This window comes from Hyphomicrobium sp. MC8b (assembly GCF_905067615.1).
GTDB lineage: Bacteria > Pseudomonadota > Alphaproteobacteria > Rhizobiales > Hyphomicrobiaceae > Hyphomicrobium_B.
In genome coordinates, this window is record NZ_LR898465.1 from 1,675,600 (window position 1) to 1,697,509 (window position 21,910).

Here is a 21,910-nt window from a genome sequence, read left to right on the forward strand (position 1 = left end):
ATTGCATTGGAGACAGAGTTGTCAACTGTAAAACAAAGACAATCCCGTCCCTTATCACCCGACTTGCGGTCAGGCTGAGGCTTTTTGATTAATTTTAGGTCAAGGGCGGGATTGTAATTCCGCGTGCGGATAAAGTTCTTACGCAAATTACCAGATTCAGAAGTTGTTAGTGCCGGCGGCAGGACAAAAGTAAAGAATTGATTCACGAAAGTCGGACGGTGCGGGGATGGCTGCGGACCGGGGCGCTAAGCCGGGCGATAGGGGTTTGGCCGCCACCCATCCGGGACTGCCGACGTCGATCGACCAGGCCCTGTTCCTCAAGCTCGATCTTGTAAATCAGCACAGAATACCAGATCGCGCCGATAATGACGCCCAAGGCCAATTGGTCGAACACGATCGGCAAAAGGAACGTCTCGGCGATCGTCACGGCGTAATTCGGGTGCCGGATCAGCCGGTAGGGTCCGCGGTCGATGACGGGGGCATTGTCGAGCGTGATGATTCGGTGGGTCCAATATCGGCCAAGCGAGCCGATGACCCAATATCGGATAATTTGCAGAATGCCGTAGAGAATTGCGAGCGAGATATGGATTTCCGCGTTCGGCGCAATCAGGAAGAATATAGCTGCAATCCAGGCCAAATGCGTCGTCGCCACGACGGGATAATAGGATCGGCCGATTTCGCGTGCACCGGCGGAGAGTAATCGGCTGGTGTTTCGCTGCGAATAAAGTTCTTCCAGACCGCGCTGGGCGAGCAGAAGCAGCGCAGCGATCTGCGGCCAGCCGAGAGTGTCGATGATCATGACGAAATTCTCCGAACGAAAAGCTAGAGGTCAAGCGCTGCGAAATAAGCGGAGAAGCCGGGTCCGAACGCGGCGAGAAGATGCAAGCCTTTGTCGTTCTGGCGGATCGCGCGAGCGAGAATGAAGAGCGCGGTTGCCGACGACATATTGCCGAAGTCGCGGAGCACGGCCCAGGAATGAGCAAGATCGGATCGGTCGAGGTTCAGCACGTCTTCCGCCGTTTCGAGAACCTTCCGGCCGCCGGGATGAAACAGATAGCCTTTGAGATCGGAGAGTTTCAGGTCGTGGCGTTCAAGGAAGGCGTTCGCGACGAGCGCGAGGTTCGCGCGCATCAGCGCGGGCAGTTCGGGGCTCAGCACCACGCCAAAACCATCCTCTTTCACGTCCCAGCCCATGATGTGGCGCGTGCCGCGCCAGAGATGTTCGCCGGATGCAATGAGCGTGGGTCGCTGCATACCTGTTCGAGCCGAGGGTGCGCAACTTCCGTCGGCGGATGCGCGCAAAACGACCGCTGCGGCGCCATCGCCGAATAGCGCTGAGGCAACGAACATCGTCGCGCTGGCGTCGTTCGGGCGGATGCACAGGCTGCAGAGATCGACAGTGATGAAAAGGACGTTGCGGCCGGGTTGAGCTTGCGCGAGGCGGGCCGCGCGCGAAAGTCCGGCAACGCCGCCGCCGCAGCCAAGACCGAAGATCGGCAAACGTTCGACCGCGGGAGAAAAGTCCAGCCGGTTCATCAGCAATGCGTCGAGGCTCGGGATCGCCAGGCCCGTGATCGTGTTGGTCACAAGGGCGTCGATGTCGGAAAGCTTCAGACCGGCGCGAGAAATCGCTTCGAGAGCCACGCGCTCCATGAGGTCGAGTGCACTGCGTTGATAAGCAGCGGTGCGTTCTTCCCACGAATGCCGCTCGCGATACCAGGACATCGGCTGGCACATGTAGCGGTATGCGACGCCGGTATGAGCGAAGAGGCTGTTCAGGCGCGCGAACTGCGGAAAGACCTCGGCGGCGTTGGCGAGTACATCCTCCTGAGCGTAGCGCCGCGACGGATTGGCCGTGGCAATCGACAGGATCTCGACGGGCAGGGCTGGGGAAGAGCGCGGGAGGCCGAGGCGGAGTTCAGGCTTGTTGATTGGTAGAAGTGTCATGAGCAGACTTTTTCTATGCCGGCGCTAGGGCCGAGCGCTGAATGTCCGGCGGCGGGCAATCGGCCCACGCGGGCTGAACGATTGCGGCCGTCGATAGAATTGCGAAAAGAAGGATGAGAACCGTCGGTCGCTTCGTTTGCATGACCGTCTCCATCTCTTTGGCAGGAGAAGCCCGGGCCGGCGGCGGGTTCGTGAGCGTTTGTCGATCCGGCCGTCCATCGCGGCTGTTCCCTGGGGAACAGCCTGGCGTGCTCGAAGGGGGGCGTTCGGCCGCAGCACGCGCAAAAAGCCCGAAGTATCGGCGCTGAGCCGCGAGCTATGTGCGTGAGACAGTTCGCACTTGCAAAATCGGGGCGCGTGACATCTCGACTTGGAACGATTTCCGTAAGATACGCGGTTACTCCAGTTGCTGCAGCGCACGTTGCGCGATGCAGCGAAGCGAGACGGGAGGCTTCCGCGTGGAGGCAAACGCCAACGGATTCGACAATTTGAATGCCGCTCCGGCGACGTTGACGCGCGGACAGGTGCGCCTCGTGCTGTTCGCGCTGGCGATGGGCGGCTTTGCGATCGGGACGACCGAATTCGCGGCGATGAGCCTATTGCCGTATTTCGCCGCCACGTTCGGCATTACCGAGCCGATGGCTGGGCATGCGATCAGTTCCTATGCGCTCGGGGTTGTCGTCGGGGCGCCGGTGATCGCGGTGCTGGCGGCGAAGTGGCCGCGGCGGAAACTGTTGCTGGCGCTGATGGCTTGCTTTGCCGTCTTCAATGTCATGACGGCGCTTTCGCCGAACTACGGAATGATGGTCGTGTTCCGCTTTCTGAGCGGCCTGCCGCACGGCGCTTATTTCGGCGTGGCGATGCTGGTTGCTGCTTCGCTCGTGCCGCCCAATGCGCGGGCGCAGGCGGCGTCACGCGTGCTGATAGGCCTGACGATTGCGACGATCATCGGCGTGCCGGTTGCGACCTGGATGGGGCAGGCACTCGGATGGCGCGTCGGCTTCGGGATCGTCGGTGTGTTGGCGCTGCTGACGGTGCTGCTCGTCTCAATCTTCGTACCGCGCGATGAGCCGATCGTGGGCGCGAGCATGATGCGAGAACTCGGCGCGCTGAAACGGCCGCAGGTCTGGCTGACGCTCGGGATCGGTGCGATTGGCTTTGGCGGCATGTTCGCAGTCTACTCGTATCTGGCAACCACGCTGGTTGACGTGACGCACGTCGAGCCCGGCGTCGTGCCGATCGTGCTGATGGTCTTCGGGCTTGGTATGACGATCGGGACGTTCGTCGCCGCGTGGCTCGCAGACAGAGCGCTGATGGCGACGGCGGGTGGCCTGCTGGTGTGGAGTGCGTTCTGGCTGGCGGTCTTTCCGTTCGCCACGGGGAATATCTACGCCGTTTCGTTCGTCGTGTTTATGATCGGCTGCGGCGGTGCGCTCGGCGTTCCGCTGCAGACGCGGCTGATGGATGTCGCCGACGATGCTCAGACGCTTGCGGCATCGCTCAATCACAGTGCGTTCAACACGGCGAATGCGATCGGGCCGTGGCTTGGAGGGTTGGCGATCTCGTACGGGTACGGCTGGAGTTCGACCGGCTGGGTCGGCGCGGTGCTTGCCGTCGGCGGGATGGTGTTCTGGGTGATTTCGGTGGTAACCGACCCCAAACACGGTCAGCACGTCCGGCGTCATCTACCACAGGCCGCGCCAGGGGAGTAGCACAAGACAGTCATGCCGACGGAGGTCGGCACCCAGACAACAATCCACACATGCAATGTTGCGGAATGTCTGGATCCCGGCCTGCGCCGGGATGACGTCATTGTGCGTTTTTTCGTCGGATCAGTTCATGTGCCAGCCGTGGCTGACGATGATGCTTTCGCCGGTCATGGCGTTGGTCTTGAAGGCGGCGAGGAAGAGGGCGACCTCGGCGATGTCGGTCACCATCGTGAATTCCTTGTCGACGGTTTCGCCGAGCATCACTTCCTTGATGACACGTTCTTCCGTGATGCCAAGCTCATGCGCCTGCTGCGGGATCTGCTTGTCGACGAGCGGCGTGCGCACGAAGCCGGGGCAGATGACGTTCGAGCGGACGCCGTGCTGCGCGCCTTCTTTTGCCATGACGCGGCCGAGGCCGAGGATGGCGTGCTTGGCCGCAACGTAGGCCGACTTCAGGGGCGAGGCCTCGTGACTGTGGACCGAGCCCATGTAGATCAGCGCGCCGGACTTCTGCGGATACATGTATTTCACACAGGCTTTAGTCGTGAGGAACGCGCCATCGACGTGGATGGCCATGATCTTCTTCCAATCGGCGAACGGGAATTCCTCGATCGGGTGCACGATCTGGATGCCGGCGTTGGAGACGAGAATGTCGATAGTGCCGAAGGCTTTCGCCGTTTTCTCGGCGCCGGCGTTCACCTGATCTTCGTTCGAGACGTCCATGGCGACTGCGATGGCTTCCTTCTCGCCGCCGAGTTCCTTCGCGGCGGCAGTGGCAGCATCGAGGTTCAAGTCAGCGATGGCGACGCGGCCGCCCGCTTCGACGTAACGCCGGGCGATCTGATGGCCGATGCCGCTTGCGGCGCCCGTGATGAGCGCGACTTTGCCGTCAAGTTTCATTGGGGGCGTCTCCTTATTTCTCTTCGAGGTAGTCGTAGACGACCTTGCCAAGGCCGAGGGTCAGGTCGGCGAGGATGTGTGTCGCGGATATGATTTCGCGCACAGGCAGGTCCGCAATCGGCGCGAGGGCGTGGGGGCGCAGATCGAGCGCGCCGGGGCCGCTCCATGCGCCTTTGATGGTCACGTCTTCGAGGCGGTAATCGACGAGTTCGAGAATGCGAGGGCTGCCGTCGACGTGCGGAATGATTTTCAAAAGATAGTTCGGCACGGCGAGCGATTTCGCGACGGCGGCGGGATCGAGCGCTTTGTGCTTGAAGCCCATCGTACCCGTCGCGATGCGAACGCTGCCGTAGTCGAGCGTGCCGACGAGCGTGTCGATGTCGGGACCGAGCGTGGGCTTGGCGAATTTCTTCGGGAAGCCCCACAGCTCGCGGCCGCCATAGATCGGGGGGCCGTCGTTCAGGAACATGGCGTGCGTATAACCGCCTTCGACGCCGTTGAATTTGACCGGAATGACCTGGCCGGATTCGGTGTAGTCGCCGAAGCCGGTCGAGTCCGGCATGCGGATGAATTCGTATTTAACGATGGGTTCGTCGAAGGTCAGGGGCTCGGGTACGACCTTTTCGAGGGCTTCGCGGTCGGTGCGGTAGGTGATGATGAGATATTCGCGATTGATGAAACGATAGGGGCCGGGAGGGAAGGCAGGACTTGTCAAAGGCATCGCAAAGGCGCGTTTCTTGACGTCCGCAATTTTCATCTGTGTGTCTCCGAAGGCGGTGGCGGGCTGAGTTCTTTCGTAAGATCGAGCACCATCACGCCGTCTTCGGGTTTTTCCCGATTGATCCAAGCGGGGTTGCTGAGCGTGCGCTCGACGTCGTCGATGCCGGCGCGCCAATGCTCGTTCACGGTGTAGCGCGAGAACTCGTAGTCGTTCGACTGCGTGGAATAGACGGCGCGGCGATGAATGAGATGGACGATGGTGATCGCGGCGTTGCAGCTGTGGCGCGTCAAAAGCTTCCAGTCGAACGTCGATTTGATGTCGTCTGGCAGAACGCCATCGAGACGCCGTACGGCGCGTCGCAGCTCTTGCAGAAGCTTCGAATAGTCAGTGTTCAAACGTGTCCGGCTCGAATAGCGGATTTCCTTTTCGCGGGTCTGAACGTCAAAGAGCGTATCGGGGACGGTACCCTGGGCGCTGAATAGATCGACCTGGAAAATGCACATGTCGGAGCGCGGGAGGCTGCCGTCGAGAACGTATTGCAGAGGCGTGTTCGAGACGATGCCGCCGTCCCAATAGAGCGTGCCGTCAATAGAGACGGGCGGGAATCCTGGCGGCAGCGCGCCGCTTGCCATGATGTGCTCGGGAATGATTTTCGTGGTGGCGCTGTCGAAATAGACCTGATTTCCGGTTGCGACCTCGACCGCACCGACGCTGATGCGCATTTTTCCTGAGTTCAGCAGGTCGAAGTCGACAAGTTCGAGAAGCGTTTTCTTCAGCGGGCTGGTGTCGTAGATGCTGATCGCCTGCACCGTGCCGGGCGGCATGATGACAGCGGGCGGATAGCGCGGATCAAAGAAGCCCGGCGCGCCGGTCGATGCAACGAGCGCGGCGGCGGTCTCGTTGAAGATCTTGCGCGAGGCGTTGTCCGTTGCGAGGGGTGGCAGCAGAAGATGGCTCGAAACCCGGTCCCAGAATTCGCGAAGCCGCTTCACGCGGCGTTCAGGAGGATTTCCTGCGATAATCGCAGAGTTGATGGCGCCGATCGAAATGCCAGCGACCCAGTCGGGCTCGAGTCCGGCGGCACACAGCGCTTCGAATGCTCCGCCCTGATAAGCGCCGAGGGCGCCGCCGCCTTGTAATACGAGCACGGTCTTTTCAGTGCTCTTTGCCGCGCTACCGTTGGGCTGGGCCATGTCTTCTATCTACCAAGCTTGGGGTGGCTATGGAGACGGAGAGGTTCTGAGACCTCGAGTATTCTTCAGGCCCTGTTGCAATGCAGTAGATTGGCCCCAAAGGCAAGGGGGCGAATGTTCGATCTTGCTAAACGTCTCGTAACTTGCGACGCGAAATTTATGAACGATTTGCGTCGCCGTTTAGTGGCCGCCGGCACCAGCAGGAACGGGAGCGGGCTTGCGCATCAGAAGCGTGAAGAACCCGGCGGTGACGAACAGCACCGTCAGTGCGAGGAAGAGATCGGCGAACGACAGCACGTTCGCTTGATTGCGGACGATCATCGCCAGCTTTTTCAATGCTGCCATGTCGCCGTCCGAATGCATGGCCTGTGAAAAGCTCTGCTGCATCATCGCCAATTGTTCTTCGGCGGCCTGATGCCCCCAGGCGACCTGTTCGTGCAAACGTGCGAGATGCAAGTCGAGCCGCTTGTTCAGCAGCGTGTTGATCATCGCGAGGCCGACAGCACCGCCGAGGTTGCGCGTGAGATTGAAAAGGCCGGAAGCATTCTTGATCTGCTCCGGGGGGAGCGTTCCGAGCGACAGGTTCGTAATCGGAATCATGCACAGCATCAGCGACGAACCGCGCAGGATCTGCGGAACGAGAAGCTCCCAGAAATCCCAATCTGGGGTGATGTAGGACGCGATATAGGTGCCGAGCGCGAAACCCATGAAGCCGGTGAACATCATGACGCGCGGATCGAGAATGCCGGCGAGACGGCCACTGATCGGCGCGGTCAAGAACATCGCGACGCCGGTGACGAACATCGTCTGGCCGATCATCAAGGAGTCGTAGCCGCGCACCTGTCCGAGGTAGACCGGATAGACGTAGGTCAAACCGTAGAGGCCGATGCCCATCGTGAAGCTGAAGGCCGAGCCGAATGCGAAGTTCCGGTCTTTGAATGCGCGGAGCTGGACGATTGGTTCTTTCGCGAAGGCGGCGCGCAGAAAGAAGATGACGGCGCCGACGACAGTCAGCACGGCGAACGTCGCGATGGTCTGGTCGTCGAGCCAATCGTAGCGCGGGCCTTCTTCGAGCACGTATTCGAGCGAGCCCAAGAACATAGCCATGCCGAACAGACCCATGAAATCGAAGTGATTGAGCAGGGCGTAATTCGGCTTGTCGAAATCGACGAGGAAGAACACCGCCGTCGCGACCATGATGCCGGGCACGACGTTGATCAGGAACAGCCAGTGCCAGGAATAGGTGTCCGTCAGGTACCCGCCCACGGTCGGGCCGATGGTCGGCGCGAGCGTGGCGACAAGGCCGATGATCGGCGAGACGATGTTCTGCTTCGAGCGCGGAAAGAGCGAGAACGCGACTGCGAAGACGCTGGGGATCATGCCGCCACCGATGAAGCCTTGAATGGCGCGGTAGACGATCATCTCGTTGATGGTCGTCGCGGTGGCACACAGCGCGCTTGCGGCCGTGAAGCCGACGGCTGCTGAGAAAAACAACGCACGCGTCGAGAACACCCGGCCGAGGAAGCCCGACAGCGGGATCATCACGACTTCGGCGATTAGATAAGACGTCTGAACCCACGGGATTTCGTCGGAACTCGCAGAGATGCCGGCCTGGATTTCCTGCAGCGATGCCGACACGATCTGAATGTCGAGAATCGCCATGAACATGCCGAAGACCATGGCGATGAAGCCCGCGAGTTGGCGCGGCGTAACGCCGATCCATTCGAGCTTCTGCGGTTCATCCGCAAATGTGGTTGCGTCGGTCATGAGCGATTGCCGGATTGCTTCCGAATAGGTTTGCGGACGGCGCTATTTCTGCGCCGTCTTCTCGGTCTTGGGTGTCGTGCGCGCATCGATGCTGACGACGACCGAGAGGCCGGGGCGCAATCTGCCTCTTGCTTCGGAGGCAGGGATCGCGATGCGGACCGGCACGCGCTGCACGATCTTCGTGAAGTTGCCCGTGGCGTTCTCCGGGGGGAGCAGAGAGAACTGTGATCCTGATGCGGGCGACACGCTTTGCACCGTGCCCTTCAAGTCTTCGCCATCGAGCGCATCAACGGAGATCGTCGCCGTCTGGCCGGCTGCGATCGGCGGCAACTGGGTTTCTTTGTAGTTCGCGTCAACGAAGACCTTGTCGAGAGGCACGACGGCCATCAGCCGCTTGCCGGGCGTGACGTAGTCGCCGACCTGTACGCCGCCGCGATTGCCGATGACGCCGTCAAACGGGGCGCGGATGGTGGTGAACGAGAGATCGCGCTTGGCCTGATCGACTGCGACCTGAAGTTCTTTCGCCGTCTTTTCTGCTTGTATGCGCTGGGCGTGCAGCAGAGCCACGTTGGCATCCGCCGACTGGATCGCAGCTTCGTTCGCCTTCACCTGTGCGATAGCCGAATCGCGCGATGCGATAGCGGCGTCGAGTGCGGCTTGCGTTGCGTAGTCCTTGGCGGTCAGGGCCTGAGTGCGCTCATAGTCTGCCTTGGTCTTGATGACGTTGGCTTTCGCGGCGTCGAGCTGGGCGCGCTCTTGCGCGGCGTTGGCTTCGGCTGCTTTGATCTGTGCGTCGAAAGTCTTAATGACAGCCATCTGTGTGGCGAGCTTCGATTGCGCCTGATCGAGGGCAAGCTGATAGTCACCTTCATCGAGGTGGACGAGCACTTGGCCTTCCTTCACCGCCTCATTGTCGACGACGGGGACCTCGGTAACGATGGCGGAGACCTTCGGCGAGATGATCGACATGTAGGCGCCGACGTAGGCGTCGTCGGTCGAGATCATGAAACGACCGACGGTGATGTATTGATATGCGAAGTAGGCAGCGGCCAGCAGAGCAACCGCGCCTAGCCCCATGAAGATTGGCTTGCGGCGCGAGCTTTTGGTCGGTGCTGCACCTTTGGCCGGGGCCTCAGAGCCTTTCTCGCGAGCGGCAGGTGCTTCGGCGGAACGCTCGAATGGCGTCTGCTCGGATTTTTCTGCGATCGCCGGTTTCGGCGCGGTCCGGTTCTGAACGCTAGGCACTGGTGTTTGACTCTGCTCGTCAACGGTTGTCGTGGACTCCGCGTGTTCGGGAAACTCACGCTGAATGGTCAAAACGCTGTTCAAATTATTCCTGCCCATAACGCCCGCCTCGTTCCAGGAGCAATTGCTATTATACTGAACCGTATGGTTCACTTTGCACTTGACATACAGCGTTCAAAAGTGGATAGCAAGGACAAACCGAACCGTTTGGTTCGTTTGTTAATATAAATTTACTGAACTTGCGGTTCGGTTTGAGCAGGGGTGATGGCGATGGAAGGCTCTCAGTTCACAGGGTCAGAACGGAAAGAGGAACGGCGCGGCGGCCGTCCTGCAGCGGGAACCGATCCGGCGAAGCGTCGGCAGATTCTGGAGGGCGCGGGGCGGATCTTTTCGGAACTCGGGTTCGATGCGACGAGCATGAGCGACGTTGCGCGCGAGGCGAAGGTGTCAAAGGCGACGCTGTACGTCTATTTCCAGGACAAGGAACACCTCTTCACCGCGATTTGCGCGGAGCAACGTGATCGCAAGATCGCGGAGAAGATTGCTCTGCTTGACGTCAATCTACCGATCGTCGCCGTGCTGCACCGATTTGGCGTGGAAATTCTGACGACGATGTCCCAGCCGTTTGTCGTCGCCGCACACCGTATCGTGATCGGCGTGGCGGAACGGATGCCGGAAATTGGATCGGAATTCTATGAGGCCGGTCCGGTGCGCGTCATCGGAGCGTTGGCAGATTACTTCGATCATCACGTCAAAGCCGGTCATCTGGACATTCCTGACACGCGGCTTGCTGCGGCGCAGCTTCTTGAAGTGATCCCAGGTTCGCTGTTCAAGGCGCGGCTGTACGGCGTGCTGAAAGAACCGCCGGCGATCGAGGAAGTCGAGAAGAACGTCGCGTCTGGCGTGGCACTGTTTATGAAGGGTTACGCGGCAAACAACGCCGCGTAACTAATTTGACTGAGGCCCACGGTGGAAGAGGCGGAGCGACCGCCGCTTCACGCGACGCTTTCTTCAACTCCGCTCATCTCGGCGAAATCCAGATCGCTCCATTCCGACGGTACGCCCGCGATCGAGCGCCAGTCGGGAAGGTTGGCGAGCGTCGGGTCGATATAGGTGTGATGCCAAAGCTGAGTCGCGAGAACGGCGACGAGCCCGAGCTCACCTGACTGACGCTGGTAGCCCCACCAGGAGAGATCCTTGTATTCGTTGCGCCACTTCGCGACGGCTTTCGGATCGAAGTATCCGGCCTTCTTGATCGACTCATCGCTGAGCAGCTCATCGACGTAGGGCAGGCGCTGTTCGAGGAAGAAGCCATCGAGCGGGGCGCGGAACATGCCCTTCGGCCGCCATGCGACGGACTTCGGCAACCACTTCTCGGCGACGCGGCGGAGCAGATATTTCTCCGTCAGGCCTTTGAGCTTCCATTTCGGATCGATGCCCGCAAGGAAGTCGAAGACGTTGTTGTCGAGGAACGGATAGCGCATTTCGACCGACTGGCTCATCGCGATGCGGTCGCCCTTGAGGCTCAGGAGCTGGCCGGGAAGATGGATCTTACCCGCCCAGTACACACTGCGATTAACGGGGTGCCATTTGGCCGAGCGGCCGGCGTCCGGATCAATCGACAAATACGGGTCGTGGCTGCTGAGACCGGACATCATTCCGGGGCTGTAGAAGCGGAAACGCGATGCTCCGAGAAGATCGTAGAAGCGCTGGAAGGCGTGCATGCCGCCTGCGCTCTCGGCGCACTTGTCGAGGTAGGCGACAGCATCGTCGTCGCAGCCGAGCCAACGATGAAAATAACGCGTCATCTTCGGAGGAAGTTTGCCACCCGAAACGCTGCCCATCATCTCGATGATGCGCTGGAATTTATACCATGGGTAACCCGCGAGCCATTCGTCGGAGCCTTCGCCCGTCAGCGCGACCTTGAAGCCGGTGTCTTTCACTTTCGCTGCGAGCATCATCAGGGCGGTGCACGACGTATCGGTGACCGGTGCTTCGGTCGCGACGAGCAGGCGCTGATAGTTCGAAACGATCTCTTCCGATCCGCAGGCGACGACGTAAGGATCGGCGGAGAGATGTTTCGAGATGATGGCGGCTTGTTCGGTTTCGTCGAGCTTCGGGTCGCGGATCTTGACGGTGAACGTCGTAGGTGCGGCGCCGAGAATGTCTTTCGCCATCGCGACGACAGTGCTCGAGTCGACGCCGCCTGAAAGATACGAGGCGACCGGAACATCGGCACGGAGACGGCGCTTGACCGCATCGTAGAGGACGCGTTCGAAATCGTTGACGAGCTTTTCCTCATCGGCAAAACGCGTTTCTTTCCCCATGTCGGGGAAGTCCATCCGCCAGTAGGTGCGCTCATCAATCGTCGACTCTTCGCCGACGCGGCCGCGCGAAATTGTCAGGAACTTTCCCGGCGGCAGTATGTTGATGCCTTCGAAGCAGCTCGCCGGTCCCGGGATGGCGAGATAGTTGAAAAGGGCATCGATCCCGCGCGGGTCGGGCTTCGGCTCGACGAGGCCGGTGGCAAGAATTGTTTTGATTTCGGAACCGAAGACAAGCCAATCGGTGCCGAAGCGCGTCGTGCGTGTCCAATAGAGGGGGCAAATACCGAAACGATCGCGGGCGAGAATAAACTTCTGCTTTCGCTCGTCGAACAGCGCGACGGCGAACTGTCCGTTGAACTTCTCGAACATGTCCTCACCGTACTGCTCCCACATGTGCGGGAAGAGTTCGGTATCGCAGTGGGTCGTCAGCGTGTGGCCGAGACTGCGAAGCTGCTGGCGCCAATCATCATGGTCGAAGATTTCGCCGTTGAAGACGGCAGCGATGGATTTGTCTTCGTTGAAGACAGGCTGCTGGCCGTCGGCGAGGCCGACGATGCTCAAGCGGCGCGAGGCGAACCCGAAGCCGGGGCGCTGAAGATAACCGTCTTCGTCCGGGCCACGATGCAGCATGGCATCGGCGGCGCGCTTCAATACCGATAGCGGTACCGAGCGTCGGCTCTTGAGGTCGATAATTCCGAAAATGCCACACATGGGATGGTCCAAGGTCCTGCAGATGGTCTGGCGGCTTGCTGCTGCCGTCGGGCAGATATAGGGATCTTCGCGTTATCCCAAACCGCCGGATCGGAAGACGCGCTGCAATTCTAAGGCGCCGACGTTAATCAGTTGCCGCGCCGGAAGCTATATTGCCAGTCCGGTGCTCAATGGTGGTTACCATTCGCGACAAATACGCGCGTCGCGAGACTTTCCTAGGCTAGGCGGCCTAATGCGAAGTGTTAGCATACAGGCCGTGGGGTGAAAGAAAGCGGCGGTTGCAATTTGTCCCGCGCGATTTGTGCAGCAGATACACTGCTTTTTCCAACTATCGTCCGTTCATGTTGCTCCGTGATCGTGGTTCATGGTTAGCCGGAGCGCGTCAGGGTTGCACGAAACACTGTCCGCTATGTGTTCACCGCTGCGATGGCCGAAAAATTTCTGATCATTGGGAGTTATTCGCCGCGGCGGCGGGGCATGAACGCCAGACGTTCGAGCAGGTGCGCGTCTTGCTCGTTCTTTATCAGCGCTCCGGCCAGAGGCGGCACGAGCTTTCTAGGATCGCTTTCGCGCAGCAGGGACGGGTCAATGTCCTCGTGCAGAAGCAACTTCAGCCAGTCGAGAAGCTCCGACGTCGACGGCTTTTTCTTCAGGCCCGGGACGTCGCGCAGTTCGTAGAAAACGCGTAGCGCATCGTTGACGAGTTGGTTTTTCAGCCCCGGAAAATGCACCTCCACGATCTGGCGCATGGTATCGGCGTCGGGGAATTTGATGAAGTGGAAGAAGCAGCGGCGCAGGAAGGCGTCGGGAAGCTCTTTCTCGTTGTTCGACGTGATGAGCACGACCGGGCGGGTTTCAGCCTTCACCGTTTGGCCCGTCTCGTAGACGAAGAACTCCATGCGATCGAGTTCCTGCAGGAGATCGTTAGGGAACTCGATATCGGCCTTGTCGATTTCATCAATCAGCAGCACGGACCGCTTCGGCGCAGCGAACGCGTCCCAGAGCTTGCCGCGCTTGATGTAGTTGGCGATGTCCTTGACGCGTTCGTCACCGAGCTGACCATCGCGCAGGCGCGAAACAGCGTCGTATTCGTAAAGGCCCTGCTGGGCTTTCGTTGTCGATTTGATGTGCCACTCGATCAGCGGCGCATCGAGCGCCTGCGCGACTTCGGCGGCGAGCACCGATTTGCCCGTCCCCGGTTCGCCCTTGATGAGGAGGGGCCGTTCGAGACGGATGGCGGCGTTGACGGCGACCTTGAGGTCGGGCGTTGCGACGTATGCGGAGGTGCCTTCGAAGTTCATGATCCTGTCTTGGCGGGGTTCGGGCGCGCGGGCAAGGTGACCGAAGCGCACTCCTCGGCATCGGACTGTGGGGAGCGGGTGACAGTCGGGCGTCTACTGATGTGACGTAACAATATGTTTTTACTTGAAAAAGTCGGACATATCAAAATTTATCAAGGCTTCGTCTCGTGCTTGACTCGGAGGCCTTCGCGCATAGATAAGGGTCGGCCGGATGAGGCCGACTCAGGTCAGACCTTCGGCGGAGGATGATCGGCTCGAGCGAACGCAGCCTCTGGAGAGGCGGACGATGAGCAAGGCAATCGGAACGAGGGCCGCGAAGTCGAAAGCGGCCGCAAAGAAATCCGCCGCCAAGAGCAGCGGGCCGCCCAAGAATGGGGCCAAGAACAAGGCTTCTCCAGCCGGCGTGTCCACGCCTGCCAAGGCCGCAAAGCCGGCTGCAGCAAAAATTAAGGTGGCAAAGACCGCTACAAAGGGTACGCCGACGAAAGCCGCGACGGGGAAGATCGGCCAGATCGTTCATAAGGCGGCCGTTGGCAAGGTACTGCCGCAGAAAGCTACTCCGGCGAAAGTACCGGCGCGAACATTGGCTGTTGCAAAGTCGACAGCGTCGAAAAAGTCAGAGGGTACGATTAAGAAGATGGCTGCCCGCGTAAAGATTGCAGATATCGTTCTTCCGCCGGATTATAAGCCTTCGGAAAACGAGCCTTTCATGAACGACATGCACAAGGCTTATTTCCGCAAGCGTCTTCTGGATTGGAAGGATGAGATCCTGCGCCAGACGCGTGAGACGCTGGCGATCCTGCACGAAGATTCTGCGCAACATGCCGATCTCGCCGATCGTGCGACGTCCGAAACTGACCGCGCGACGGAGCTGAGAACGCGTGACCGTCAGCGCAAGTTGATTGCCAAGATCGACGCGGCGCTGGGCCGGATCGAAGACGGCTCCTACGGATACTGCGAAGACACCGGCGAGCCGATCGGTCTGAAGCGGCTCGATGCCCGACCCATCGCAACCCTGTCGGTCGAAGCGCAGGAGCGTCACGAGCGTCGCGAACGCGTCTATCGCGAGGAGTAAGACACGCTTTGGCTTTCCGGGATGCGTTGCCTTAGGCGCGTTCCGGGACAGCCCTTCATTGCTTCTTAAGATTTTGCTCCGACACTCTCGTGCGTTCGCCTATCGGCGTCGCTGACGAGGGTCCCGTCGTGAGAGTTGGAGCACATTTTTTCGGATTGGCATGTATTGCCGTCGCTGCCGTCGGATTTGGCAGCCGCGAGAGCAGCTCCGAGATGCTCAACCGCGCGGGCTTCGTGCACACCGGCTTCACGTATAATCAGGCGAAACCGGCTTCTGCCGCGGCGGCGCAACGCCGCCGTTTGCTACGGCCTTCGGCTGAGGTTGCCAGCGCGACGCGGCAACTCGATCTCAGCAAGCTGACATTGGCCGATTTCGGCGACGTCGAACGCTAGGCATTGCGGCCTTGCTCGGTCAGCCTCGCAAGCTTCCCAATTTGTTTTTGTGCGTGAGCTGAACGCAGCGCTTTTAAACGTTACGCTCGCGCGGGACGAGGGCAGGCGCTACCTCGGGGCCGTGACCGAACACCGGCGCGCGGCGGACGGGCGGCGGGACTTCGTTCTGCACTACAGGGACTGGGCGCGCGGCGGTCGCCTTTATTCCCGTTTCGACCACGACATCGACCGGGCCGCCCGTCAGCAGCAGGTGCTCGACGTCGTCGCGTCTGATGAGGATCAGTTTTCGGCGGCTATCGATGCTGGCGTGGTCGATGACTTCGAGGCGACGCTCGCCCTTGGGCTTAAAAAGAAGGGCGGACGGCGACGTGCCGGTCAAATAGGCCCGCACGAATACGACGGCGCCGGCACTCAGGACTGCCAGTACGGCCAGCATGAAGGTCCAGAAGAAATAGCTTTCCATGTTTTCCCCGCGGCCGGACTTGCCGGCTGTGCCGATAACTCTCGCACGTCAACCAATCGATAGCTTCGAGTTGACTGCATGTTAACTCTCTTAAGCGAAGTCTTATCCAATCGAGTCTCGCCGCACCGTTGCGGCACAGTTGCAGTTGCGTTTGAGTTCCACATCCATGCCCCAATCCCCCGCTTCGATTTTCGAGAATCAGCTAGATTCTCGGCCCATGAAGGATCGCGAGGCGTTGAGGATCGATGCCGCCCCGATCGATCCGCTGAACTCAGCGGAAGGGTTCGGCGGCCTCCTCCCCATGATCATAATCGCGGCTGCGGGCGGCGCAGTTTTGTTCGGGCTGCTCGCGAGCGGATCCGGCGAGCCTTTGCTTTTGACCGTTATCGCGCTGCTCGCCATGTTCGGCGCCTTTATGCTCTTTGCGATTGCTGCCGGGCATCTGCGCTTTGGTGCTCGCGTCGTGCCGGGGGATCTTCTCAAGGCGTCTCTGGATTCCGACGATGAGCCGCAGATCATCGCCGAGGATGACGGCACGATTTTGTACGCCAACGCGGCTGTGGATAAAGTTCTGGGCCAGCACGAGGCGGGGCCATTCTCAGCTCTCGAAGCGTCGCTTGCAGGCGACTCGGAGGGCACGCAAGCGTTCTTCCGCCTGACGAAGGCGGCCGAGCGCGGCGAGCCGAGATCGGAAGATGTGCGGTTGCGGCTCGGGTCGGATCGCAACGTTTCCTGGGCGCGGATCACGGTGCGGCCGTTCGCTGGTCCGGAAGGCTTGCTGGAAGGTGGCTTGCGGCAATCGCGGCTCGTCTCGTGGCAGATCGTCGACGTTACGAATGAGAAGAGCCAGGAGGCCGAACGCATCGGCCGGCTCGAAGCATCGCTTGCCGCATTCGACGCCATGCCCGCCGGTTTCATGTGGGTCTCGGGCGAGGGCGCGATCGTGCACGTCAACGCCGCGTTTGAGCAGTGGCTTGGCTATCCGGCCGGCGCGTTGAGAGCGCGGTCGCTCGGGCTTGCCGAACTCGCCGGCGCGGAAGGCCTGCGCCTGTTGAAGCATATGGCGGCTATTCCTGAAGCCGATCAGCGCATCATCGATCTCGATTTGACTCGCAAGGACAGCCGCATTGTGGCGCTGACACTCCTCGTCGAGCCCGTCGCTGGAAACGCTGAGCAGGGCTTTACGATCACGGCGATCAATCGGCAGACGACCGGGCTCGTCGAGCGTGGTCACCAGGACGTCAGAGCATCGCAATTCTTCCAGTCGGCTCCGTTCGGCATTGCAGCGCTCGACGCGGAGGGCCGCATCGCCAACTGCAACACCGCCTTCATGCAGATGGTGCTCGACGGCAAGCCAGCGCAGGACGTGCTGGCATCGGAAGCCTTGAGCCGCACGGCGGAGGCGGATGAGCGCTACAAGATCGAAGCGGGTCTCGCGGAGGTTCTCGCCGGACGCGGCAACATTCAGCCGATCGAGATCACGGCGGGCGACAACAAACAGTTCACGCGCCGCCTTTACATGTCGCCGCTGGCAGCGGTGCAAGGCGGTGCCGCTGCTGCGCTCTATGTGATGGACGCGACCGAGCAGAAGACGCTCGAAAGCCGCGTGGCGCAAGCGCAGAAGATGGAAGCGGTCGGCAACCTTGCGGGCGGCATCGCGCACGACTTCAACAACGTGCTGACGGCGATCATCGGGTTCTCGGATTTGCTGCTGCAGACGCATCGCCCGAGCGATCCGGCTTATCGCGACATCAAGAACATTCAGTCGGCGGCCAATCGCGCGGCTGGTCTGGTCAAGGGGCTGCTCGGTTTCTCGCGCAAGCAGACGCAGCGGGTCTCGGTCTTCAATGTCGGCGAATTGACGTCCGACATGCTGCCGGTGCTGAAAACGCAGTGCGGCGAGAAGATCGAGCTCAAGACGCATTCCGAGCGCGACCTGTGGTACGTGCGGGCCGACAGCGACCAGCTTTACCAGGTCATTCTCAATCTGGTCCGCAACGCGCGCGACGCCATGCCGAACGGCGGCAAGCTGACGATCAACACGCGCAACGTCACGGAACGCGAAAGCCAGAAGATGCGCGACGTCGTCGGCTTTACGCCGGGCGAATACGTGTTGGTCGAAGTGGCCGATACCGGCACCGGCATGAGCCCGGAAGTTATGGCCAAGATCTTCGAACCGTTCTTCACGACGAAGGGCGTCGGCAAGGGCACGGGTCTTGGTCTCGCGTCTGTCTACGGTATCGTCAAGCAGTCGGGCGGCTTCATCCAACCGGAAAGCGAGATCGGCAAAGGCACGGCCTTCAAAATTTTCCTGCCGCGGCATTTCGTGGAAGAAGGCGAGGAAGTCGCGAACGCGATGCCGGAGTCGATTGCTGCCGCGAAGAAGCAGCTCAAGGCAACCGACCTGACCGGCACCGGACGCGTGCTGCTCGTCGAGGACGAAGTCGAAGTTCGCCAGTTTGCCGTTCGCGCACTGAGGCGCCAGGGCTATCAGGTGCTGGAAGCGACCGATGGCGTCGAGGCGCTGGAGATCATGGCCGAGAACGAAGGCATGATCGACATCGTGGTGTCCGACGTTGTCATGCCGGAGATGGATGGGCCGTCGCTCTTCAAGGAGCTGCGCAAGCGCAATCCGTCGATCAAGGTGATCTTCGTTTCCGGCTATCCAAACGAAGCGTTCCGCGAGTCGATGGGCTCGGACGACTTCGCGTTCCTGCCGAAGCCATTCTCGCTGCCGCAGCTCGCCGCGAAGGTGAAGGAAGAACTCGCGAAGTAGGTTTTGATTGCGCCGGGCGACTCGCCTCCGGAGAGCCGGCCGCCCGGCGCGAGGCTTGGATCACACCTCGCCCTTGAGGCCCTTCTCGAAGTATTTGTGAATGATCTTGTCCTGGTTTTCGAGCAGCCAGTCGATGTCGGGCTTGAAGTTCATCGCCTTGTGAATGGCGAGCGCGGTCGCCTTGCGATGGATGTCGAATAGGATCTTGTGATCGAGCTTGTCGATCGTCGAGACGACGGGGTTCAGCCACACCGAAACGATGATGCCGAGATCATCGACTTTGTCTTTCGGCAGGTCGCCGGCGCGTACGGCGTCGAGGACGCCCATCGCGGTCGCATATTGCACTGTGCCCATCAGAATGTTGGTGTAGCGCTCGTTGTCGACCGTCACCTTGCTGACGCACAGCGTTGGCGGACGCACCATCACGTCGGTGTTCAGAAGCGACAGCACGCGGCTGTGGCCCTTTACCTGGTCGCCGAGAAGCGTCGCGAAGGCGGTGCCGAAGGGGCCGTCCATTTCGCCGATCGCGACTTCGGGTTCCGCTGCCGTTCCCGGAGGGCCGCCTGCGACGAGGGCTTCGCCGACGCGAATGCCAAAACGCCCCGACGGGCGCGATGCAATGCTCATATGTCACCACCTTGTGCTCGGTTATCAATTGAGCGCCGAAGCCGACGCACGGGGTGGGCTTAAACCAGAGTGGCCAGAGACGCGCCATAAGTTCTGGTTATGGCGCGTCTCACGGTCGCGATGCGATGGGGGGCAATCGCACGCGCTAGTCGCAGGGAATTTCAATGACGCTGTCGGTGGCGGCGGAATAGCGGCGGCAGACTTGCGGTGCGGCTGCTGCTGTTTTCGTTGCGGTCGCGGTTGCGTTTGAGGCCGTCGAGACAGGCAGCAGATCGCTTTTCTTGGCGATGTTTGTGGTGCCCGTCGATGCCGTTTGCTGCGCGATCGTTTTCGTTCGTGTGGCTGCAAGCGTCTGAGCCTGCTTTGCGGCTGCAGCTTTCTTTTTGGCGAGCGCTGCGAGACGGGCGCGTTTTGAGGCAAGGGCCGCAGCCTGTGCGCGTTCGGCGCGTAATTCGGCGAGCCGCTTTTCACGCGCTCTCGCAAAGGCTTCTTCGAGATTGCGGCGCTTGTCCTTCTCGCAGGGCTGGGCCGGCTGGCGGCCCTGGTTGCGGAAGAACGGGCTGGCGTAGAACGAGCCCATGCCGTGTGCTTCCGCGTTCGATGCGACGGTGCTGGCGACGACCAGAACGGCGATGAGGGTCGAGATCTTGAGCATGGGTGCCTCCCACGAATTTGCGATGGAGGCATCTTGGAGTAGCGCGATTTTTCCCGCTGTTTCGGACGGAACACGTCTGCAAATCGTGCTGGGGTGTTGAACATAAAAACGCGGCCCGGCCGAAGGACGGCGAGCCGCGTTTTTTGAGTGAAGGGCGAATGAGAATTACTGGCAGGGCGCCTCGATCACACTATCGGCAGCTGCCGAATATTTGCGGCAGGTGACGGTCGTGGCGGCCGGAGCGCTCGGTGTCGTCGATGACGTTTCGATAGCGTTCGACGGTGTCTTTTCAACCGTCGTCGTCTGCGCTGAGCTGTCGGCCGTTGTGGATGCAGGCGTACTGTCGCCCGAGGTCAGCCGGTCGCCCTTTTTGAGCGCGGGCTTGTCGTCGCTCGTCGTGGATTGGGATGCAGTCTCGGCAGCGGCGATCTGGGCCGCTTTCTGCTTCTGCAGCGCGATCTGGCGGGCGCGTTCGCGTTTGGCGGCCGCGGCGGCGATGGCGCGCTGGCGGGCTCGTTCGCGGGCGGCGATTTCCCGGCGGGCGCGCATTCTCTCGTAGGCTTCCTCACGACGGCGCTCTTCGGCGGCGTGCGCGAGCATGCTGGCGGCCGCCATGCCGCCAAGAAAGAATCCGAGGCGGCGGCCGGGGCCGGCTTCGGCGGCTGATGTGAACGACGCGGCGACGACGGCGATGGAAATCAGAACTGCGAGCAACTTGGACACGGGCTGTCTCCTTCGGCTTGGGTTGCCAGGAGAGTGCCGCGAGAGGCCGCGACGCGCTGTCCCTAAGGAAACATGTGCGCAAGAGTGAGAAAATTCGGCGCGGGGACTCCACAACGAGAACAAAACGTGATTGACAGAAGCGGAACAAAAAGTGTACGTTTATCCTTAATTGATGGCGCGCGGCGCTTGCCATAAGGGATTGAGGGTGACGACATGGAACGGCCGGACTTGACTGTGCTCGAAGGGGGCAAGATGGACAAGAAGCAGGCGCTGGAGCAGGCACTCGCGCAGATCGACAAGACCTTTGGCAAGGGGTCGATCATGCGGCTCGGCGCCAACGAAAAGCTGGATATCGAAGCGATCTCCACGGGATCGCTCGGACTCGATATTGCGCTCGGCATCGGGGGATTGCCGAAGGGACGCATCATCGAAGTCTATGGACCTGAATCCTCGGGCAAGACGACGTTGGCGCTACAAGTTGTGGCGGAAGCGCAGAAGAAGGGCGGCACGTGTGCGTTCGTCGATGCCGAGCATGCGATTGATCCGGGCTACGCCAAGAAGCTTGGCGTCAAGGTCGAGGATCTCCTGATTTCGCAGCCGGATACCGGCGAACAGGCACTGGAAATCGCTGACACGCTGGTGCGTTCGGGCGCCGTCGATGTGCTCGTGGTTGACTCGGTCGCCGCACTGACGCCGAAGGCCGAACTCGAAGGCGAGATGGGCGACAGTCTGCCGGGCCTGCAGGCCCGCTTGATGAGCCAGGCACTCCGGAAGCTCACGGGCTCGATCTCGAAGTCCAATACGATGGTGATCTTCATCAACCAGATCCGCATGAAGATCGGCATCATGTTCGGCAACCCTGAGACGACGACGGGCGGCAACGCGCTGAAGTTCTATGCCTCCGTTCGCCTCGATATTCGCCGCATCGGCCAGATCAAGGAGCGCGAAGAGACGGTCGGCAACCAGACCCGCGTCAAGGTCGTCAAGAACAAGGTGGCGCCGCCCTTCAAGCAGGTCGAATTCGATATTATGTACGGCGAAGGCATCTCGAAGGTCGGTGAGCTGATCGATCTCGGCGTCAAGGCAGGGCTGGTCGAGAAGTCGGGTGCGTGGCTGTCCTATAATGGCGACCGCATCGGCCAGGGCCGGGAAAACGCTAAGACGTACCTGAAGGAAAATCCCCGCGTCGCGGCGGAGATCGAGCGGGCGATCCGGGCCAATGCCGGCCTCATCGTCGAGAAGATGCTGGCCAATCCGGAAGCCGGCGAGGATGATGGCGAAGAACCCGACGAGGACGGGGTTCTCCCCGACGAATCGGGGAAGAAAGTCGCCAAGGCGAAGCGGTAGGGCTTTGAGTGGCGCCATCCGACTTCCCTTC

General features: G+C 60.7%; 20 protein-coding genes. 6 read left to right on the forward strand and 14 right to left on the reverse strand.

What is annotated here, in order from left to right; all coding sequences use genetic code 11:
- Positions 1–202: 202 nt before the first annotated feature.
- Genes ACLB1Z_RS08165 through ACLB1Z_RS08175 form a run of 3 tightly spaced genes read right to left on the reverse strand, consistent with a single transcriptional unit; the run spans position 203 to position 2,089 of the window.
- Positions 203–799: an isoprenylcysteine carboxyl methyltransferase family protein gene (locus ACLB1Z_RS08165; RefSeq protein WP_409562859.1), complete on the reverse strand. Its 597-nt coding sequence runs from the start codon at positions 797–799 to the stop codon at positions 203–205.
- 23 nt (positions 800–822) lie between these two features.
- Positions 823–1,947 carry a type III polyketide synthase gene (locus ACLB1Z_RS08170; RefSeq protein ID WP_409562860.1) on the reverse strand — a complete coding sequence of 375 codons (1,125 nt, stop codon included), beginning with the start codon at positions 1,945–1,947 and terminating at the stop codon, positions 823–825.
- 13 nt (positions 1,948–1,960) lie between these two features.
- Positions 1,961–2,089, reverse strand: coding sequence for a hypothetical protein (locus ACLB1Z_RS08175; protein WP_409562861.1), 129 nt, complete (start codon positions 2,087–2,089; stop codon positions 1,961–1,963).
- 316 nt (positions 2,090–2,405) lie between these two features.
- Here ACLB1Z_RS08175 and ACLB1Z_RS08180 point away from each other — a divergent pair, with 316 nt between their 5' ends.
- Entirely contained in the window at positions 2,406–3,659 is a 1,254-nt protein-coding gene (locus tag ACLB1Z_RS08180; RefSeq protein WP_409562862.1) for an MFS transporter, read from the forward strand.
- Positions 3,660–3,779: 120 nt separating this feature from the next.
- Here the strand turns inward: ACLB1Z_RS08180 and ACLB1Z_RS08185 are convergent, their stop codons facing one another.
- The 5 genes from ACLB1Z_RS08185 to ACLB1Z_RS08205 form a co-directional block, all read right to left on the reverse strand.
- The gene (locus tag ACLB1Z_RS08185) at positions 3,780–4,556 is read right to left on the reverse strand and encodes a 3-hydroxybutyrate dehydrogenase (RefSeq protein WP_409562863.1); all 777 of its coding nucleotides are present in this window, start codon (positions 4,554–4,556) and stop codon (positions 3,780–3,782) included.
- Between the two features lie 13 nt (positions 4,557–4,569).
- On the reverse strand, positions 4,570–5,313 hold the full coding sequence (locus ACLB1Z_RS08190) for an acetoacetate decarboxylase (protein WP_409562864.1): 744 nt from the start codon (positions 5,311–5,313) through the stop codon (positions 4,570–4,572).
- On the reverse strand, positions 5,310–6,470 hold the full coding sequence (locus ACLB1Z_RS08195; RefSeq protein ID WP_409562865.1) for a DUF3734 domain-containing protein: 1,161 nt from the start codon (positions 6,468–6,470) through the stop codon (positions 5,310–5,312). Before ACLB1Z_RS08195 ends, ACLB1Z_RS08190 begins: the two co-directional genes overlap by 4 nt.
- A gap of 180 nt (positions 6,471–6,650) precedes the next feature.
- Positions 6,651–8,237, reverse strand: a complete 1,587-nt coding sequence (locus tag ACLB1Z_RS08200; protein ID WP_409562866.1) for a DHA2 family efflux MFS transporter permease subunit — start codon at positions 8,235–8,237, stop codon at positions 6,651–6,653.
- 42 nt (positions 8,238–8,279) lie between these two features.
- Positions 8,280–9,581 (reverse strand): efflux RND transporter periplasmic adaptor subunit, encoded by a 1,302-nt coding sequence (locus ACLB1Z_RS08205; RefSeq protein WP_409562867.1) that lies wholly within the window; start codon positions 9,579–9,581, stop codon positions 8,280–8,282.
- Positions 9,582–9,746: 165 nt separating this feature from the next.
- On the opposite strand from ACLB1Z_RS08205, the gene ACLB1Z_RS08210 reads away from it, so the two are divergent.
- The gene (locus ACLB1Z_RS08210; protein ID WP_409562868.1) at positions 9,747–10,430 is read left to right on the forward strand and encodes a TetR/AcrR family transcriptional regulator; all 684 of its coding nucleotides are present in this window, start codon (positions 9,747–9,749) and stop codon (positions 10,428–10,430) included.
- A 47-nt stretch (positions 10,431–10,477) separates the two neighbouring features.
- On the opposite strand, the gene asnB is transcribed toward ACLB1Z_RS08210, so the two are convergent.
- Positions 10,478–12,520 carry an asparagine synthase (glutamine-hydrolyzing) gene (gene asnB / locus ACLB1Z_RS08215; RefSeq protein ID WP_409562869.1) on the reverse strand — a complete coding sequence of 681 codons (2,043 nt, stop codon included), beginning with the start codon at positions 12,518–12,520 and terminating at the stop codon, positions 10,478–10,480.
- 455 nt (positions 12,521–12,975) lie between these two features.
- Positions 12,976–13,821: an AAA family ATPase gene (locus ACLB1Z_RS08220; protein WP_409562870.1), complete on the reverse strand. Its 846-nt coding sequence runs from the start codon at positions 13,819–13,821 to the stop codon at positions 12,976–12,978.
- A gap of 637 nt (positions 13,822–14,458) precedes the next feature.
- Here ACLB1Z_RS08220 and dksA point away from each other — a divergent pair.
- Together dksA and ACLB1Z_RS08230 are read left to right on the forward strand one after the other, a co-directional pair.
- Positions 14,459–14,896, forward strand: coding sequence for an RNA polymerase-binding protein DksA (gene dksA / locus ACLB1Z_RS08225; RefSeq protein ID WP_050976864.1), 438 nt, complete (start codon positions 14,459–14,461; stop codon positions 14,894–14,896).
- 128 nt (positions 14,897–15,024) lie between these two features.
- The gene (locus tag ACLB1Z_RS08230; RefSeq protein ID WP_409562871.1) at positions 15,025–15,288 is read left to right on the forward strand and encodes a hypothetical protein; all 264 of its coding nucleotides are present in this window, start codon (positions 15,025–15,027) and stop codon (positions 15,286–15,288) included.
- A gap of 73 nt (positions 15,289–15,361) precedes the next feature.
- Here ACLB1Z_RS08230 and ACLB1Z_RS08235 read toward each other — a convergent pair whose 3' ends face one another.
- Positions 15,362–15,751, reverse strand: coding sequence for a hypothetical protein (locus tag ACLB1Z_RS08235; RefSeq protein WP_409562872.1), 390 nt, complete (start codon positions 15,749–15,751; stop codon positions 15,362–15,364).
- Positions 15,752–15,968: 217 nt separating this feature from the next.
- Here ACLB1Z_RS08235 and ACLB1Z_RS08240 point away from each other — a divergent pair, with 217 nt between their 5' ends.
- Positions 15,969–18,527, forward strand: a complete 2,559-nt coding sequence (locus ACLB1Z_RS08240; RefSeq protein WP_409562873.1) for a response regulator — start codon at positions 15,969–15,971, stop codon at positions 18,525–18,527.
- A gap of 60 nt (positions 18,528–18,587) precedes the next feature.
- On the opposite strand, the gene ACLB1Z_RS08245 is transcribed toward ACLB1Z_RS08240, so the two are convergent.
- The 3 genes from ACLB1Z_RS08245 to ACLB1Z_RS08255 all read right to left on the reverse strand — a co-directional run bounded on the left by ACLB1Z_RS08245 (position 18,588) and on the right by ACLB1Z_RS08255 (position 20,532).
- Positions 18,588–19,154, reverse strand: a complete 567-nt coding sequence (locus tag ACLB1Z_RS08245) for a formaldehyde-activating enzyme (protein WP_013947033.1) — start codon at positions 19,152–19,154, stop codon at positions 18,588–18,590.
- Between the two features lie 145 nt (positions 19,155–19,299).
- On the reverse strand, positions 19,300–19,809 hold the full coding sequence (locus ACLB1Z_RS08250) for a hypothetical protein (RefSeq protein ID WP_409562874.1): 510 nt from the start codon (positions 19,807–19,809) through the stop codon (positions 19,300–19,302).
- A 165-nt stretch (positions 19,810–19,974) separates the two neighbouring features.
- Positions 19,975–20,532, reverse strand: a complete 558-nt coding sequence (locus ACLB1Z_RS08255) for a hypothetical protein (RefSeq protein WP_409562875.1) — start codon at positions 20,530–20,532, stop codon at positions 19,975–19,977.
- A 213-nt stretch (positions 20,533–20,745) separates the two neighbouring features.
- On the opposite strand from ACLB1Z_RS08255, the gene recA reads away from it, so the two are divergent.
- Positions 20,746–21,879 (forward strand): recombinase RecA, encoded by a 1,134-nt coding sequence (recA, locus tag ACLB1Z_RS08260; RefSeq protein WP_024275633.1) that lies wholly within the window; start codon positions 20,746–20,748, stop codon positions 21,877–21,879.
- The last annotated feature ends 31 nt before the right edge of the window (positions 21,880–21,910 follow it).